This window comes from Faunimonas sp. B44, from assembly GCF_052655945.1.
The window spans coordinates 365,916-382,971 of the sequence record NZ_JBQYEX010000001.1 but is presented as its reverse complement, the minus strand read 5'-3'; the positions used below and the strand labels follow the sequence as shown (position 1 = coordinate 382,971).

The 17,056-nt window shown below is 70.2% G+C and carries 15 protein-coding genes; 8 read left to right on the top strand and 7 right to left on the bottom strand.

What is annotated here, in order from left to right:
- The first annotated feature begins 143 nt into the window (after positions 1 to 143).
- A complete protein-coding gene (locus tag ACUN0C_RS01785; RefSeq protein ID WP_445464594.1) occupies positions 144 to 1,286 on the top strand; it encodes an SDR family oxidoreductase in 1,143 nt (380 codons plus the stop codon).
- 326 nt (positions 1,287 to 1,612) lie between these two features.
- Positions 1,613 to 2,773 (top strand): hypothetical protein, encoded by a 1,161-nt coding sequence (locus ACUN0C_RS01780; RefSeq protein ID WP_445464593.1) that lies wholly within the window; start codon positions 1,613 to 1,615, stop codon positions 2,771 to 2,773.
- A 56-nt stretch (positions 2,774 to 2,829) separates the two neighbouring features.
- Here ACUN0C_RS01780 and ACUN0C_RS01775 read toward each other — a convergent pair whose 3' ends face one another.
- The 4 genes from ACUN0C_RS01775 to ACUN0C_RS01760 are packed head-to-tail and all read right to left on the bottom strand — an operon-like array spanning position 2,830 to position 5,974.
- Positions 2,830 to 3,912: a C4-dicarboxylate TRAP transporter substrate-binding protein gene (locus ACUN0C_RS01775; protein WP_445464592.1), complete on the bottom strand. Its 1,083-nt coding sequence runs from the start codon at positions 3,910 to 3,912 to the stop codon at positions 2,830 to 2,832.
- Positions 3,913 to 3,958: 46 nt separating this feature from the next.
- Positions 3,959 to 4,663: a fumarylacetoacetate hydrolase family protein gene (locus ACUN0C_RS01770; RefSeq protein WP_445464591.1), complete on the bottom strand. Its 705-nt coding sequence runs from the start codon at positions 4,661 to 4,663 to the stop codon at positions 3,959 to 3,961.
- 1 nt (position 4,664) lies between these two features.
- Complete coding sequence (locus ACUN0C_RS01765) at positions 4,665 to 5,093, bottom strand: cupin domain-containing protein (protein ID WP_445464590.1); 429 nt, start codon at positions 5,091 to 5,093, stop codon at positions 4,665 to 4,667.
- The gene (locus tag ACUN0C_RS01760; RefSeq protein WP_445464589.1) at positions 5,090 to 5,974 is read right to left on the bottom strand and encodes an NAD(P)-dependent oxidoreductase; all 885 of its coding nucleotides are present in this window, start codon (positions 5,972 to 5,974) and stop codon (positions 5,090 to 5,092) included. Before ACUN0C_RS01760 ends, ACUN0C_RS01765 begins: the two co-directional genes overlap by 4 nt.
- Before the next feature lie 128 nt (positions 5,975 to 6,102).
- On the opposite strand from ACUN0C_RS01760, the gene ACUN0C_RS01755 reads away from it, so the two are divergent.
- Both ACUN0C_RS01755 and ACUN0C_RS01750 read left to right on the top strand, forming a co-directional pair.
- Complete coding sequence (locus tag ACUN0C_RS01755; protein ID WP_445464588.1) at positions 6,103 to 7,134, top strand: LacI family DNA-binding transcriptional regulator; 1,032 nt, start codon at positions 6,103 to 6,105, stop codon at positions 7,132 to 7,134.
- 120 nt (positions 7,135 to 7,254) lie between these two features.
- On the top strand, positions 7,255 to 8,532 hold the full coding sequence (locus tag ACUN0C_RS01750; protein WP_445464587.1) for an amino acid ABC transporter substrate-binding protein: 1,278 nt from the start codon (positions 7,255 to 7,257) through the stop codon (positions 8,530 to 8,532).
- 69 nt (positions 8,533 to 8,601) lie between these two features.
- Here the strand turns inward: ACUN0C_RS01750 and ACUN0C_RS01745 are convergent, their stop codons facing one another.
- Genes ACUN0C_RS01745 through exbB form a run of 3 tightly spaced genes read right to left on the bottom strand, consistent with a single transcriptional unit; the run spans position 8,602 to position 11,085 of the window.
- Positions 8,602 to 9,576, bottom strand: a complete 975-nt coding sequence (locus tag ACUN0C_RS01745; RefSeq protein WP_445464586.1) for an energy transducer TonB family protein — start codon at positions 9,574 to 9,576, stop codon at positions 8,602 to 8,604.
- Entirely contained in the window at positions 9,576 to 10,097 is a 522-nt protein-coding gene (gene exbD / locus ACUN0C_RS01740; protein ID WP_445464585.1) for a TonB system transport protein ExbD, read from the bottom strand. Before exbD ends, ACUN0C_RS01745 begins: the two co-directional genes overlap by 1 nt.
- A 4-nt stretch (positions 10,098 to 10,101) precedes the next feature.
- Positions 10,102 to 11,085 (bottom strand): tonB-system energizer ExbB, encoded by a 984-nt coding sequence (gene exbB, locus ACUN0C_RS01735; RefSeq protein WP_445464584.1) that lies wholly within the window; start codon positions 11,083 to 11,085, stop codon positions 10,102 to 10,104.
- Positions 11,086 to 11,300: 215 nt separating this feature from the next.
- Between exbB and ACUN0C_RS01730 the strand changes: the two genes are divergently transcribed.
- From ACUN0C_RS01730 to fhuB, 4 genes are read left to right on the top strand one after another with little or no spacing between them, the layout of a single operon-like run.
- Positions 11,301 to 13,385, top strand: a complete 2,085-nt coding sequence (locus tag ACUN0C_RS01730; protein ID WP_445464583.1) for a TonB-dependent siderophore receptor — start codon at positions 11,301 to 11,303, stop codon at positions 13,383 to 13,385.
- 4 nt (positions 13,386 to 13,389) lie between these two features.
- A complete protein-coding gene (locus ACUN0C_RS01725) occupies positions 13,390 to 14,178 on the top strand; it encodes an ABC transporter ATP-binding protein (protein ID WP_445464582.1) in 789 nt (262 codons plus the stop codon).
- A gap of 11 nt (positions 14,179 to 14,189) precedes the next feature.
- Positions 14,190 to 15,089: an ABC transporter substrate-binding protein gene (locus ACUN0C_RS01720; protein ID WP_445464581.1), complete on the top strand. Its 900-nt coding sequence runs from the start codon at positions 14,190 to 14,192 to the stop codon at positions 15,087 to 15,089.
- On the top strand, positions 15,086 to 17,056 hold the full coding sequence (gene fhuB / locus ACUN0C_RS01715; protein WP_445464580.1) for a Fe(3+)-hydroxamate ABC transporter permease FhuB: 1,971 nt from the start codon (positions 15,086 to 15,088) through the stop codon (positions 17,054 to 17,056). The genes ACUN0C_RS01720 and fhuB overlap by 4 nt, the downstream gene beginning before the upstream one ends.

Genomic DNA, 17,056 nt, shown 5'->3' with positions numbered 1-17,056 from the left:
TAGGGCGGGCCGCACGGCCTGTGAAGCGGCGCGGGCGCCGCCGGGAGCCTGAGCGCGCCGCCGATCCGCTTGCAGGCGACACTCAGCCGGGGAACCTTTGGCGCACGCTCGCGTCAACGAGGACCACGCGCCGGAGAGTGCCTATGCCGAAGAGAACGAAGCCCGCCCGGGAGGACCGCCCCGTCGCCGTCGTCACCGGTGCGACGGCCGGCGTGGGCCGCGCGACGGCCATCGCCTTCGCGCGCCGCGGCCATGCTATCGGCCTCATCGGGCGGAGCGAGGACGCGCTCGACGAGGTGGCGCGCGCGGCCGAGGCGGCCGGCGCCGCCGCGATTTCCATCGCCTGCGACGTGGCCGACGCGAAGGCCGTGATGCGCGCAGCGGACGAGGTGGCCGAGCGGCTCGGGCGCATCGACGTCTGGATCAACAATGCGATGGTGACGATCTACGCCCCGGCCGAGGAGATCGAGCCCGACGAGTTCCGCCGCGTCACCGACGTGACCTATCACGGCTATGTCTACGGCACGCTCGCCGCACTGAAGCACATGAGGCGCGAGGACCGCGGCACCATCGTCCAGATCGGGTCGGCGCTCGCCTACCGCTCCATCCCGCTGCAATCGGCCTATTGCGGAGCGAAGGCGGCGATCCGGGGTTTCACCGATTCACTCCGCTCCGAGCTCATCCACGAGGGCAGCCGCATCCGCGTGACGATGGTGCAGCTGCCGGCCGTGAACACGCCCCAATTCGACTGGGCACGCAGCCGCCTGCCGAAGAAGCTCACCCCCGTCGGCGCCATCCACCAGCCGGAAGCGGTGGCGGAAGCGATCGTGAAGGCCGCCCGCACCGCGCCGCGCGAGCTCTGGGTCGGCGAGACCGCGATGCAGGCGATCGTCGGCACGATGGTCGCACCGGGCCTGCTCGACCGCATGATGGCGCGCTCGGCCTGGCCGGGCCAGATGACGGAGGAGGACGCCGATCCGAAGCGGAAGGACAATCTGGTCTCGACGGTGGAGGGCCTCCATTCCAACCGCGGACGGTTTTCGGACGAGGCGCGAGACCATGTCGTATCGGCGTCGTCGGCGACCGTCCGCTCCGCCCTTCTCGCCGCATCGCTCGTCCTGCTCGGCAGTGCCGTTGCCTGCGGCTTCGCGCTCGGCCGCCGCGGTCCGCAGGGGCACTCGGGCGCCGGGGCGATCGGTTTCGAAGGTTTCCGCCGCCAGGGCCGCGAGGCGTCCGCCGCCCTCCATCGCCATCTGGGCGATCTCCACCGCCTCGGACGGCGATAGAGGGAGCGGACTGGCGCTCCGGCGGGCATTGCCGGGACCAGCGCGAACCGGCAAGCCCATGCGCTGAATCGCGCGTGGCTCTTGTCATCGCAGTCCTGTTACGGCACTCGGGAGCCGCCGCGCCGCAGATCAGAGAATCCCTGATCCGGATCCGGCCGATGGGCCAAATCGTCGATCCGGAAAGACAAACGCGGCCCAGGCGCGTAGCCCATTCCGGCGAGCCAAGCACGATGCACATTCAGAGCAGACGGTTCGGGTCTTGCACCGGCGAGGCGCGGTCCTCTCGGCGGCCCTGCCCCCGCGAACCCGCGATCGGAGGTTGCTGAATGGCCACCTTCAAGACGGTGATCCTGCACATCGGCATCAACAAGACCGGTAGCACCTCGATCCAGGACGCCTTGAGCGGCAATGCGGAAACACTCCTCGCCGAGGCCGGCATCCAGTACGCCGGCAACTTCGCGAACCACAGCGTCCCGCTCTACACGATGTTCTCGGAGCACGCCCTCTCGTATCACGCCAACGTCCGGCGCGGCGTCACGTCCGGAGAAAGGCTCCGGGCGCTGCGGGCGGAGCTGTTCGACAGCTACGAAGCGATCCTCGCTGAACCAAAGGCCGGAACGCTGCTGCTATCGGGCGAGGACCTCTCGCTTCTGTCCGAGGCAGCCGTGTCACGGCTGAAAGTGTGGCTGACGCCCAAGGCGTCCGAGGTCAAGGTGATCGCCTATCTCCGTCATCCGCGGTCGTGGTCGTCGAGCGAGGCGGCACAGCGCATCAAGGGCGGCGTCACGCTCGAAGAACTTGAGGCGAGCCCGCCGCACCCCTGGTTTCGCCGGCGGCTCGAGCCATGGCTTTCGAGTTTCGGGCGAGACCGGGTGGCGGTATTCGATTACGGGGCCGCCTGCCGGCACCCTGGCGGACTCGTCGGCCATTTCTCCGACCTGATCGGCGCGGGACCTGCGCTTCGCGGGAGCCTCGCCGCGCAGACGGCGACCAACATCAGGCTGAGCGAGGAGGCCGTACTCCTCATGAGCCGGCTGAATGCCATCCGTCCGCTCTTCACGGAATCCGGGCTGATGTCGCCGCGGCGGCACCTGCGGGAGCGCAAGGTGCTCGCCGAGGTGCACGGTGCGCCGTTCTCCCTCTCGAGCCAGGCGCTGGACAGGGTCGAGGCGGAGAGCAGAGACGATCTGGAATGGGTGCGGGATACGTTCGGCGTGAAGCTGGAGGCGGAGCCGGAGCCGCCTCAGCCGGAACGGCCGATCAGGATCACCGAGGAGGCTCTGGAGAGCATCGCAATCCTGATCTCCGATCTGATTCTGATGCAGAAGAGGCGGCCGCCTCCGAGCGGGTTCCGCCGCCGGATCCGCAGGTTCCGCCGGTGGGTCAATCAGCGCCTCATGCCGAGGCTGGCGCTGTTCCGGCCCCGCACGAAAGAGGCCCCCCGTCCGAGGACGGAGCGCCGCAGCAGGCCTGCCTCGACGGCTTGAAGGCTGTCGAGGCGGACGCGCCGAACGGGCCGTGGCAGCCCGTCCGGCGCCAGCCCTCAGAGGCCGGCCGACCAGTCGCGCAGCGGCTCGCCGCCCCGCGCGCGCAGCTCGGCCATGAAAGCCTTCATGATCTCGCGCGCGGGAACGCCCTTCGCCTCCAGGCCTTCCGCCCAGATCCTGCCGAGGTCGGGCATCGCGTTCACCCACTGGACACGCTGCTCCTGCGGCATCTCGTGGACGGTGGCGCCCTCCGCCTTCATCTTCTCGAGCGCGGTCTTCTGCCGCTCCTCGACGATGCGCGCATTCTCGGCGCTGTACTCGTAGCCGAGCTCGGTGAGCACCGTCTTCACATCGTCGGGCAGCCCCGCGAAGGTGTCCTTGTTGATGCCGAAGCCGCCGAAGGTGAGCGGGCCCGTGTCGACCAGCGTCACGTGCGGCGCGACCTCGTGGATCTTGAGGGGATAGGCGCCGGTCGCGATCAGGATCGAGCCGTCGCCGACACCAGTCTGGAGCTGCGAATACTGCGCCGGCAGGCCGGTATTGACGAGCGTCGCCCCGAGCGGCTCGATCCAGGGAGCGCAGACCGGAGCGCCGAGGATCTTGAGGCCCCTCAAATCGTCGAGGCTGTTGATCGGCTTCTTCGTGAAGAGGTGATAGCCGTCGGAGACGCAGCAGCCGAAGAAGACGACGTTCTGGCGGTCCCATTCCGCCTTCATCGCCTCGTCGGTCCTGTTCAGCTCGTTCATGACGTCGACCGCCTGCTGCACGGTCGTGGTCGCGAAGGGCGTCGAGTACATGATGTTCTGCAGCGGCAGGGCGGCCGGCTCCCAGAGCGCTCCGATCCAGCCCATGTCGGTCAATTGCTGGCTCACCGCCTCGAGCGTGTCGTCGAAGCTGTAGAGCGAGCCGCCGAAGGCCTCGGTCCACTGGATCCGGGTGGACGAGCCCATCTCCTCGAGCTTGCGGTTCGACTTTTCCACGATCACCGTCTTCAGCGGCTCGACCCACGGGATCGTCAGCGGGTGCGAGGACGCGATCGTGAGCGGGATCGTGTTGCCCTGCGCGAAGGCGGAGCGGGCCGGCATGGCCGCGAGCGCGGCGCCACCCGCCAGCACGGCCCGCCTGGAGATCATCAGCATCGGTTTTCCTCCCATCGTATTTAGCATCGGCTCTTCCGCCGCCTGGTCACCCGATCCGGACCGAGACGCTCCCGATCGGGTCGAGCGTACAGGTGACCTCCCGGTCGGATCGCTCGAGGAAGATCGGCGGCACGATCGACCCCGCTATCACCACGTCGCCGGCGCGGAGCCTCTCGCCCAGGGCGGCAAGCGTGTCCGCCGTCCGCCGGACGACATCGACCAGGCGGCCGGTGTTGGCCTCGACTTCGCGCGTGCTGGCGACCTCCGCACCGTTGCGCCCGACGCGCGCCGTGAGGCCGTCGAGCGATGCCCCGGCGCGCGAACGGTCGCATGCGCCGAGGATCACGAAGCGATGGAAGATGTTGCCGGACAGGATCGCCTCGACGTCCTCCGGCGGCTCGAAGAGATCGGCCAGCTCGATGGCCGGTGCGATGCCGGCGATGGCGGCGCGGACCGCGGCATCGTCGGCACCGCCGGCAAGATCGGCGGCCATCGTCACCGCGACCTCCGGCTCGGCCACCGGCTTCTTCCAGCCCGAAGTCGAAACGGTCGCGCCGGAGGCGACGACGCTCCGGTCCGTCATGAACCCGATCAGGGGCCCGTCGAGGCCCAGCTTCTGGATCGCCGCGGGCGCGCCGAACCCGGCCTTCCAGCCGATCGGCCGTTCGCCGCCGGCGAGGCGCGACCGCCGCAGGTCCATCTGCACGGCCATGCCCTTCGCGATGCGGGCGTCGGCGAGCACGTCCGCCATCTCAGCCGGCCTTCACGGCGTGCGCCGCATCGGGCGGCACCTCGTAGCCCGCCGCCTCCAGCGAGCCTGCGCCGCTCCAGCCCCAGATGAGCAGCGAATCGACGTTGCCCGTGTTGCGGAAACCGTGCCAGTGGCCGCGCGGCGTGAACACCACGTCGCCGGCCTTCGCCGGCTCCTCGCCGTCGTCGGTGAAGATGATGCCGCTGCCCGACATCACGATCAGGAACTCGTCGCAATGGAAGTGGCGGTGCTTCTCGTGGCTCGCGCCCGGCGTCATCAGCGTGTGGCCGAAGACGAGCTTGTCGGAGCCGGCGCTCTTCTGGTCGATCAGGAAGCGGACCTGCATGTCGATCCAGCCGTCCTCCCGGGTCAGGCCCTCGACGAGCGGAACGTCCTCGACGCGCGTCCTGTAGGGCTTGGGTGCACTCATTTCAGCATTCCTCCGAGACGGCGGTAGACTTCATAGACGGTGACGAAATCCCGATGGTCGATGCCGAGCCCGCGGCAGGCGTTGAGCATCTCGTTGGCGGCGGCGCCGAGCGGCACGGGCACCCCGCTCTTGCGCCCGAGATCGAGCGCGAGAAGCATGTCCTTCTGCTGCAGCGTGACGTCGGCCAGCGCCTTCTCCGGCATCTTGCCTTCCAGGATGAAGGGGCCGCGATAGGCCATGACCGGCGAGGCGACGACGCTGTTCAGCATGGCCTCCACCGCGATGGCGCGGTCGACGCCGCCCTTCTCCGCGAGCGCCACCGCCTCGCAGAACGCCACCATCTCGATGACGAGGCACATGTTGAGCGCAACCTTCATGCGCACGGCCTTGCCGCGCTCGCCGATGTAGAGGGCCTTTCGACCGATCGCCAGGAGCACCGGCTCGATGCGGTCGAACGCCGCCCTGTCGCCGCCCACCATCACGGAAGCGTTGCCGGCCTCGACCACCGGCGGGCTGCCGGAGAGCGGCGCATCGAGCATGGTCAGTCCGGCTGCCTCGAAGGCGGCCGAGATCTCGAGGCTCGCCTCCGGCGCGATGGTGCTCATGTCGACGAAGATGCCGCCCGGCTTCAGGCCGGAGATGACGCCGTCCGGGCCGAGCGCCACCGCGCGCACCGCCGCGGCATCGGTCACGATCGCGAACACCACATCGGACTTCTCGGCCACGGCGCGCGGGCTCTCGGCCCATTCCAGGCCGGAGGCAATGAGGCTTTCCGCCTTGTCCCGCGTACGGTTCCAGCCCGTCACAGAATAGCCGGCCGTCATGAGGCGCGGCACGATCCGGATTCCCATGTCGCCGAAGCCGATGAATCCAATCCTCACAAGCGTCTCCCTTCCATCGTCGAGGCTGCTATAGCAGTCCGTGGCAGCAGTGGCAAACGATTGCCATATGCGTGTCGACTTGCCTTTATGGATGTGCCGGAGCAGTCCGGCCGGAGATGCGGAGCGACATGGGCACTCGGACGACGCTGAAGGATGTGGCGCGCGCGGCGGGGGTTCACGTGTCCACGGCGTCGCGCGCACTCGATCCGAACACCCGCCATCCGGTCGCGAAGGAACTTGCCGACCATGTCCGGCGGGTGAGCGCGGACCTCGGCTATCAGCCGAATGCCGAGGCCTATTCGCTGCGGACGCGGCGCACGCGGATGGTGGGCGTCGTCATCCCGGACATCACCGACCCGGTCTACGCGCTGATCCTGCGCGGCCTCGAGGAGGGGCTGCTGCCCAAGCGCTTCGTCTCGATCGTGGCGAGCCTCGACGGCGATTTCAGCCGCGAAGCCGACGTGATCGCATTGATGCGGTCGCGCAATGTCGACGGGCTGATCCTCGGCAGCGTGGAGCGGGAGGACGACGTCGTGTCCAAGCTCCTCGATCAGGGTGTCCCGATGGTGACGCTCGGCCGCCGGGTCGAGGACGAGCGGGTCTCGTCCGTCATCAGCGATCATGCGGCGGGCATCCGCCAGGCGCTCGGCCACCTCGTAGGGATCGGGCACCGCGCCATCGGCCACATCGCCGGCCCCCAGAGCCTCTCGACGGGCGCGGAGCGCAGGGCGGCGTTCGTGCGCGAATGCGGCGCACTCGGGCTCGATGTGCGGGAGGATGCGATCGTGCCGGCGGCGGCCTACAGCATCGACGAGGGCCGGCGCTGCGCGCGGGAACTTGCCACGCGCCGGACCGGCGTCACGGCCGTGGTATGCGCGAACGACCGGCTGGCGGTCGGTGCGATCGCGGCGTTCCGTGATTTCGGACTGGAGTGCCCGGGCGACATTTCCGTCACCGGCTACAACGACATGCCGATGGTCGACCTTCTCTCGCCCGCCTTGACCACCGTGCGCGCCCCGCTCGTGGATATCGGCCGCCGGGCGGCGGAGTTGCTGCTCGACCTCATCGCGGCACCGGAACCGGAGCGGCAGCCACGGCACGTCGTGCTGCCGGTGGAGCTCGTGGTGCGCGGCTCGACGCGCGCGCTCGCCGGCCGCTGAGCGCATCCGCCCCGGATCGGGTTTTCGTCGCGACACCTTGACCAACTCGGCGCCCGGGCCGAAAGTGGCAAACGTTTGCAGAACCGAAAAAGGCGAGGCAGGCGCAAGGGAGGAGCTAGAATGCGAGTAGTTTCAACAGGGATGCTGGCCGTCGCGGTGACCACGCTCTTGGGATCGACCGGCCTTGCCCAGGACGTCATCAAGATCGGGTCTTCGCTGCCGCTCACCGGCGGCTTCGCCGTCACCGGCGAGAAGCATCGCCAGGGCTTCGAGCTCTGCGTGGATATCATCAACGAGAAGGGCGGGCTGCTCGGCAAGAAGGTCCAGCTGATCGTGAGCGATAACCGTTCCGACACCGAGACCGCGCTCAGCCAGTACGAGCGGCTCATCAATGTCGATAAGGTCGACCTTCTGTTCGGCACCTTCTCGTCGAAGCTCACGTTCCCGACCTCGTCGATCGTGAACAAGTACGGCATGGTCTATCCGGTCCCGTCCGGCGGCGCGCTCCGCATCTGGACGCAGGGCTACGACAACATGTTCTACTTCCAGCAGAACGCGGCGGAGCTCTTCGGCGACGCGCCGGTGAAGCTGATCACGGAGCGCGTGGCCGAAGGGGAACGGCCGAAGACCGTCGCCCTCGTCCATGCCGACGACTTCTTCGCCAACGCCATCGCCGCCGGCCTGCTCGGCCAGAAGGTCCAGAACCCCGGCGGCGGCATCGTCGCCGACCTCGCGCCGGGTTACCTGAAGGACGCCGGTATGGAGGTGGTGATGGAGGAGCGCTGGCCGGAAGAGGGCTTCTCCGACTGGCTGAACCTCGCCAACTCGATCAAGCGGTCGAACGCCGATCTGGTCATCGGCCTGACGGCGTCGGCGGAAGAGGCGGTGCAGCTGACGCGCGCGCTCCAGACCGTGAAGGCGCAGCCCAAGATGCTCTACCTGAGCCAGGGCACGCAGAACGAGTACCTGGAAGGCCTCGGCCAGGCGGCGGAAGGCGTGATCGTCCACACCTCCTGGCATGCCGACGCGCCGTGGACCGGCCTGATCGCCGGCGAGGAGTTCACCAACCAGGACTTCCAGCGCGTCTTCAAGGAGAAGTTCGGGGCCGATGCCGACGAGGATTCCGCGATCCCCTTCGCCGTCTGCGAGGGCATGGAGCAGGCGGTCCGCGGCGCGGAGACGACCGACAATGCCAAGCTGAAGGAATGGCTGCACGCGCGCACCGAGCAGGAGCCGGTCCGCACCATCCTAGGCCCGTTCTCCTGGGACGACCGGGGCCTGCCGCTCGGGCGCACCGTGCTGCTCGCGCAATGGCAGGGCGGCGATCTGAAGTTCGTCTATCCGACGGACGAATTCGAAGGCGTCTCGGATCTCATCCACCCGAAGCCGGAGTGGTGATTGCCGATCGGGCGGCGCGTCCGGCGCGCCGCCCCCTCCCCTGCGGCCGGCAAGGCGAGCGCCGCCCGCTCACCTGATGCTGAACCGCACCGGGGCGGTGATCGTCCGCGGCGCATCCGCAGGCGGCGCCGGCACCGGCGATGCGCGGCGCACCATCGCGACGACCTCCTGATCGAGCTCCGGAACGCCCGACGAACGGGCGAGCGCGACGTCGAGCACGTTCCCACCTCCATCGATCGAGAAGCGCACGTGGGCGGTTCCCTCCGCGCGGCGCGCCCGCGCGGCGGCAGGAAAGCGCTTGTAGCGCTCGAGGTGACCGAGGAGCCGGGCCTGCCACCGCGCCGGCGAGACCGACGGCGCCGCCCCCCGGCTCGGCTGCGCCGGTGGAGCCGGCCTGACCGGGGCGGCCGGCGCGGCAGCCTCTGGGACCGACCGGGCAGGAGCGGGCGCCGCCTTCCTGCGCTCCGGCGGCGGCGCCGGGTCGACCGTGCGGCTCGGGCGCGCCTGTTCGCGCTCCACGAGAACGCGCGGCGGCGTCGGGCGCTGCTGCGGCAGCGGCACGTCGACCTCTTCCACCACGGGCTCTTCGTCGGGGGACGGTTCGGGTTCCTCCACCGGCTCCTGTTCCACCGGCTCCGGCTCCGCTTCCTCGACCTCGGGCGCCTCCGGCTCCGGCGGCTCGACCGCTTCCGGCTCCTCGACCACCTCCGGCTCCACCGGCTCTTCGATCACCTCCGGTTCGACAGGCTCGTCGGGCGCATCCTGAGCCGTCTCGGCCGGCTCGAGCACGTCTTCGGCCGGTTGCGGGTCCTCGAAAGCCTCTTCCGCCGCGCTCTCCTCGGGAGCAGAGGGCATCGGCGCGAGGTCGATCAGGATCGGCTCCGGCGCCGCCGCGGCGCCCGCCGGATCGGGCTCCACCTGCAGAGCCAGGTACGCGGCGGCGAGGTGAGAGCAGAGGGCGAGCATCGCCGCCAAGCTCCAGAGCGCCGTACGCGCCCACGAGAAGCGCTCATGGCTCAGCGCGAAGGCGGGATGCCCGGGCATCACGGCAGCGCGGAAGCGCGCGCCGGCGTGATCGCGTCCGGCGCGCTCCGTTCTGCGGCGGGCGCGACGGGCTCCCCGTCCGGTCCCGCTGCCTGCCCGACCGCCAACTCCAGCCCCACGAGCGCAACCTTCAGGTAGCCGGCGGAGCGCAGGAGGTTCATGACCTCCATCAGCTCGCCGTAGGGGACCCGGCGGTCGGCGCGCAGGAAGATGCGCGCATCAAAATCGCCGCCGGTGGCAGCGTCGAGCATCGGCGCGAAGCGCTCCCGCGCCACCGGATCCTCACCGAGGACGAGCGTCAGATCCTCGGTCACCGTCACATAGAGAGGCTTTTCGGGCCGCGGCTGCGGGGTGGCCGTCGAGGCGGGCAGGTCCACCGCGACGTCGACGGTGGCGAGCGGCGCGGCGACCATGAAGATGATGAGGAGCACCAGCATCACGTCGATGAAGGGCGTGACGTTGATCTCGTGGCTCTCCTCGAGATCGTCCGCTCCGCTGCTGCGGTTCAGGCTGCCGGCCATGGGATCACTCGGCCGCCTGCCGCATCGCCGGCCGAAGCGAGCGCCGGTCGAGGTCGCGGCTGACGAGACGCTCGACGGCCGCCGCAGCGTCGCCGAGGAGCTGCCGGTATCCGGAGATCGAGCGGGCGAAATGGTTGTAGATCACGACCGCCGGAATGGCGGCAACGAGGCCGAGCGCCGTGGCGAGCAGCGCTTCGGCGATGCCCGGCGCCACCACCGCGAGATTGGTGGTTTGCGCCTCCGAGATGCCGATGAAGGCGTTCATGATGCCCCAGACGGTGCCGAACAGGCCGACGAAGGGCGCGGTCGAGGCGATCGTCGCGAGGACGCCCGTTCCGCGCGTCATCCTCCGCCCCGCCTGCGCCTCGATCCGGGACAGGGCCGAAGCGACCCGCGCCAGGAGGCCTGCTGCGGGCGGAGCCCCCCCATCGTCAAGGGAGACCTGCACCTCGTGATCGGCGGCGCGGACGAGAAGAGGCACTGCACCGCGCCGGTCGGAAAGCGCCCGATGCGCCTGCGCCAGGCTGCTCGATGCGGCGAGCGCGGCAAGGGCCCTGCGGGCGCGCACCTTGGCTGCGGCGATCTCGGCACTCTTCGCCAGCCAGACCGTCCAGGTGACGAGCGAGGCGAAGGCGAGCCCGATCATCACCGCCTTCACCACGGTGTCGGCGGCGAGGAACATGCCCCACGGCGACAGATCGCGCGGCAGCACGTGCGCCCCGGCGCCGCCGTCCCCACCCGCGGTCTCGCTCACCCGAGGCTCGGAACGGGGTTCCGCAGCGCCGGGGACCGCGCCACCGGCGGGCGGCTCGGGCGGCACCGCATCCTCACTCGCCGCGGGCGGCAGCACGGACTGTGCGGGGGCGAGGCTGGCCGCCAGCGGCGCGAGGCCGATCGCAAGGGCAAGGGCGAGGAGCCTGCCGGTGCGGACCGGCCGACCATGCGAAGAGCCGGGTCCGTGCCGTCGGGCCGGCGTCGGGGCACTCATCAAGACCATCCCTCTCTGCACGCTCTGGTGGCGGATCCCGCTGCGAAGCGCCGGAATCCGGCTGCCCGGTAACACCTGAAAAAAGAGGAGTCTAGTTGTCTATTTTTTATCCGCCGGATTGTTGACTCGGATCATCTTCTTTTCTAGCGGAGGCGAAGAGGGGCCGCCCGGCCTGCCGGGGGAAGACGGCCAGGATCGTATCGAGGGGATTTCCAGTGCCGCAGACCCGTGCCGCCCGCACCTTCACCGCCGCCCTTTTGGCCGCAACGTTCCTGTCGCCGGCCGGGAGCGCCTCGTTCGCGCAGGATGCCGTCGTCCTCGAAACGCTGAACGTGGAGGCGGCGAGCAACGACATCCTGGTCCAGGACGGCTACGTGGCCCGGAGCGGGCGGATCGGCTCCAAGACCGACACGCCGCTAATGGAGGTCCCGCAGGCGATCTCCACGGTCACCGAGAAGCAGCTCGACGACCAGAACCCCCGCACGCTCAACGAGGCGCTCGGCTACGTCCCCGGCGCGCGCGTCGGCAGCTATGGCTTCGACCCACGCTTCGACGCCTTCTTCATCCGCGGATTTCCGCTCACCTACAACGGCATCTTCCGCGACGGGCTGCGCCAGTTCGCGAGCCCGACGGGCCTGTTCAAGACCGAGATCTACGGCCTCGAGGGGATCACCGTCCTGAAGGGCCCGGCTTCGGCGTTGTACGGCGCGACGAGCGCCGGTGGCCTGGTCGACCTCATGACGAAGCGGCCGACCGACTACCCGTTCCGCGAGCTCGAGGTGCAGTACGGCAGCCACGACCGGAAGCAGGGGAACTTCGACCTGTCGGGGCCGCTCACCGACGACGGCACCCTGCTCTACCGCCTGACCGGGGTCGTGCGCGACAGCGGCACGGAGATCGACGGCTTTCCGGACGACCGGTTCTACATCGCGCCGGCCTTCACCTGGCGGCCGAACGAGGACACCAAGCTCACGGTGCTGGGCGAGTACATGGACGCCACGACCGGCGGGACGGCCGCCTATCACAATCTCGGCGGAAGGATCACGGGCATCTACGAAGGCGATCCCCGCTACAACGACTTCAACCAGCAGCAGGGGCGCATCGGCTACGAATTCGAGCACCGGGTGAGCGACTGGCTGCTCGTCCGCCAGAACGCCCGCTACCTGACGCTGCACAACGATCTCGAATACGCCTACATCACCGACATCACGACGACGCCCTTCACGCGCGCGGCCGGCCGCAACGCCGAGCAAATCGACAGCTTCGTCATTGACAACCAGGTCCAGGCCGAATTCTCGACCGGCGCGGTCGACCATACGGTCCTCGTCGGCGCCGATTACGGCTGGATCGGCTACGACCAGCGGCAAGGCTTCGGCGCACTGCCGGCGGCCGGGACGCTGCCGCTCGCCTTCTCTTCGGCGCAGGACATCGCGCAGTTCGGCCTCTACGCGCAGGACCAGGCACGCTTCGGCAACTGGCGCCTTACGGTCGGCGGACGCTACGATTGGCTGACGGGGGACACGACCCTGCCGGACGCCACCGGCGGACGCGTCACCACGCGCCAGAGGGACCAGGCGTTCTCGTGGCGCGTCGGCCTCGGATATGTCACCGAGTTCGGCCTCGTCCCGTATGCGAGCTACACCACCTCGTTCACGCCGAATGTCGGCACCGTCGTCTCCGGCGGGCCGGCGAAGCCGACGATCGGGAAGCAGATCGAAGGCGGCGCGAAGTACGCCCTCCCCGGCACCAACGCCGTGCTGACGGCGTCCGTCTTCCAGATCGAGCAGGAGGACGGCGTCGTGTTCGACGCCTCGACCGGCGTGAACCGGCAGGTCCAGCTCGACATGCGCTCGCGCGGCTTCGAGCTGGAGGCGAACGCGTCGCTCACCGAGGGCCTGAGCCTGATCGCGTCCTACGCCTATGTCGAGACCGAGATCCTGCGCGGGGCCGCCGGCACGATCGGAAACGAGCTGACCTCGACGCCCAACCACCAGTTCTCGGTCTGGGCGGGCTACACGCTCCAGTCCGGACCGGCCGAAGGGCTCGGCTTCGGCGCCGGCGTCCGCTATGTCGGCCGGAGCTTCGGCGACGACCTCAACACGATCGAGAACGCCGACCGCGTCTATCTCGACGCCGCTCTGCATTACGACTTCGCAGCACTCAACCCGAAGATGAACGGGGTGCGCGCGCAGGTGAACGCGACGAACCTCCTCGACCATCGTGGCGTGACCTGCACCTCCGGCTATTGCTACCGCGACGAGGGCCGGACCATCATCGGCAGCCTGCGCTACCGGTTCTGAACGCGTGCCGCACGCGTCCGAGATTGCGTTCGAGATCCGCGGGCTCGCCGTTTCCGTGGGCGGACGCCAGCTCGTCGGGACCGTCGATCTCGACGTGCGTCACGGCGAGGTCACGGCCCTGATCGGGCGGAACGGCTCGGGCAAGTCGACTCTCCTGAAGGTGCTCGCGCGGCAGGTCCCGGCAAGCAGCGGCACCGTCGCCTTCGAGGGCCGTCCGCTCCAGTCGTGGGAACGCAGGGCCTTCGCACGCGCCGTCGCCTACCTGCCGCAAGAGCCGCCCGCCGCCGCGGGGCTCACCGTGCGCGAGCTCGTCGGCTACGGGCGCTATCCCTGGCATGGCGCGCTCGGCCGGTTCGGAGCGGCGGACGAAGCGGGCGTTGCGCGGGCAATGGCGCTGACCGGCGTCGAGCGCTTCGCGGGCCGGATGATCGAGACGCTCTCCGGCGGCGAGCGCCAGCGCGCCTGGATCGCGATGCTGATCGCGCAGGAGAGCCGCTGCCTCCTCCTCGACGAGCCCACCTCCGCGCTCGACGTCCAGCACCAGATGGAGATCCTGACGCTCGTCCGGGATCTCAGCCGGGAGACGGATGCGAGCGTCCTCCTCGTCCTCCACGACGTCAACATGGCGGCCCGCTTCGCCGACCGCATCTGCGCGCTTCGCGACGGCGGACTCGTCGCCGAGGGCCCGCCCGGCGACCTGATGGCGCCCGATATGCTCGACACAGTCTACGGCCTGCCGATGGCGGTGATCCCCCACCCGGCCGGTGCCGGGCCGGTCGCGCTGCCGCTCTGATCGCCACGACGATGATCGAGGGCACCTCCGGATCGGCGACGCGCCGCTCATTCCTTGCCGGCTCGTTCGCGCTCGCAGCTGCGCCCGGCATCTCTGCCGCTTCGGCCCGGGCGGCGCCCCGCATCGTCTCGCTCGATTACGGCCTCGCCACCACGCTCCTCGCGCTCGGTGTCGTGCCGGCCGGCGTCGCGGCGGCGGCCGACTGGGATCTCTGGGTGGTGGAGCCGGAGCTGCCGCGGGGGATCGTGGACGTCGGGGCCGACCAGGAGCCCAATCTCGAGCTCCTCGCGGCGATGCGGCCGGACCTGATCCTGATCACGCCCTATCTCGAGGCTTCGCGCAGCGTACTGGAGCGCATCGCGCCCGTCCTCTCCTTCGCAATCTATGCCGACGAGGGCGAACCGCTCCGGCGGGCCGAGGCCGCCACGCTGGACCTCGCCCGCCGGCTCGGTCGGGAGGACGCCGCCGAAGCCTTCCTCGCCGCGGCCGATGACGCCTTCTCAGGCTGCGCCCGACGGCTCGCCTCGCGGGCGATCCCGCCCGTCGCGCTCGTCAACTTCATGGACGACCGGCACGCCCGCATCTACGGGCGGCAAAGTCTCTACCAGGACGTCCTCGAGCGCATCGGCGTCGCGAACGCCTGGACGGGCGCGACCAATTACTGGGGCTTCCAGACCATCGGGATCGAGGAGTTGGGCCGCCTCGATCCGGAGCTCCGCCTGATCTCCTTCGAGCCCGTTCCGCCCGACACCGCCCCGACGCTCGCCCGCAGTCCCCTCTGGACGAGCCTGCCCTTCGTCCAGGCGGGGCGGGTCTCGACGCTGCCCGGCGTGCTGATGTTCGGCATGGTGCCTTCCGCGCTCCGCTTCGGCGGGCTCCTCACGGCGCATCTGGAGAGCGTGTCGCCATGATCGCGAGCCGCCTCGGGCCGCCGGCGGTGGTGGCGGCCTTCGCCAGCCTCGCCGTCCTGCTCGGCGCGCGCCTCTGGGGGGCAGAGCTCCTGCGGCTGGGGGCGACGACGGACGGCTTCGACGTGGAGCGGATGGTGCTCCTCCATTCGAGCCTGCCGCGCGCGGCGACGGCGCTCCTCTGCGGCGCCATGCTGGGCCTTTCGGGTGCCATCCTGCAGCAGGTGCTCCGCAATCCGCTGGCGTCGCCCACGACGCTCGGCCTCTCGGCGGGCGCCAATCTCGCGCTCGCGCTCGTGACGCTGCTCGCGCCGGACCTGCTCTGGCTCGGGCGCGATGCCGTCGCGATCGCCGGCGCGGCCGCGGCCGCCGCGATCGTCTTCGCGATCGGGGCGCGGCGGCGCTTCTCGCCCTTCGCGCTGATCCTCGCGGGCCTCCTGGTGAGCCTCTATTGCGGCGCGCTCGCCGCCATCATCATCCTGTTCAACGAGCGCTATCTGGTCAGCCTCTTCATCTGGGGCGCCGGGTCGCTCAGCCAGAACAGCTGGGACGCGGCGCTCGCGCTGGCGCCACGGCTCCTCGTCCTCGCCGTCCTGGCGGGGCTGCTCGTGCGCCCCCTCACCCTGCTCGATCTCGATGATGCCGGGGCGGCGTCGCTCGGCCTCTCGCCGCGCATGATCCGGATCGCCGGTTTCGCCGTCGCGCTCTGCCTCGCCGCCTTCACCATCTCCGCCGTCGGCGTCATCGGGTTCGTGGGACTGGTTTCGCCGCTCGTCGCCCGGCTTTCCGGCGCGAGGCTCTTCCGCGAGCGGCTGATCTGGTCGCCGGCGATCGGCGCCCTTCTCCTCCTGGCGACCGACGATCTCGTCCAGATCCTCGCCGGCGCCTATGCCGCCTTCGTGCCGACCGGCGCGGTCACCGCGCTGCTCGGCTCGCCTCTCCTCCTCGCCCTGCTGCCGCGCCTGCGAAGCGCCGGCCCGCCTGCCGGGCCTCCCCTCGCAGCGCATGGCCGCGCGGGCAGCTTCGCGATCCGCCTCCTCGTCCTCTGCGCGATCCTCCTTGGGGTCGGCGCGGCTGCGCTCACCCTCGGGCGCGCGCCTACGGGCGAATGGCACGTTCTCGGGCCGGACCAGTGGGACGCGGTGATGCCGTTCCGGCTGCCACGGCTCGCCGCCGCACTCTGCGCCGGCGCCATGATGGCCGCCGCCGGCATCGTCCTCCAGCGCCTGACCGGCAACGCGATGGCGAGCCCGGAGCTCCTCGGCGTCGGCGCCGGCGCGACCCTCGGCGTCGCCGCCTCGCTGTTCCTGCTCGGGACGCTCGACCGCGGAACGCAGCTTCTCGCGGGCGCCGCCGGGGCGGGGCTCGTGCTCCTGCTCATCGGCGCGAACGGGCGCGCCCCGGGTCGGAGCCCGGAGCGCATGCTGCTCGCCGGCATCGCCCTTGCGGCGCTGCTCGACGCGCTGGTCGGCGTCCTGTCGGCGAGCGGCGATCCGCGCGCGATCATGCTCCTGCGCTGGATGAGCGGGTCGACCTATACCGTGGACGCCGCCGGCGCGGCACTGACGGCGCTCGTGGCGCTTCCGCTTCTCGGGCTGACGCTTATGGCCGGCCGCTGGCTCGACATTCTTCCGCTCGGGCCGGCCGCCGCCCAGGCGCTCGGGCTTCCCGTGGGCGCGGCACGGCTCTGCCTGCTCGCCCTCGCCACCTTCCTCACCTGCGCCGGCGCGCTGGTGATCGGGCCGCTCAGCTTCGTGGGCCTGATGGCGCCGCACATGGCGCGCGAGATGGGCCTAGCACGTGCCGCACCGGAGCTTCTCGGTGCGGCGCTCATCGGCGCGACGCTGATGGTCGCCGCCGACTGGGCCGGACGGATGGCGGCCTTCCCGTACCAGCTGCCTGCCGGCCTGGTCTCCGCGCTCATCGGCGTGCCCTTCCTCCTGCTCCTCTTCCGCCGCCTGCGCGCGTGA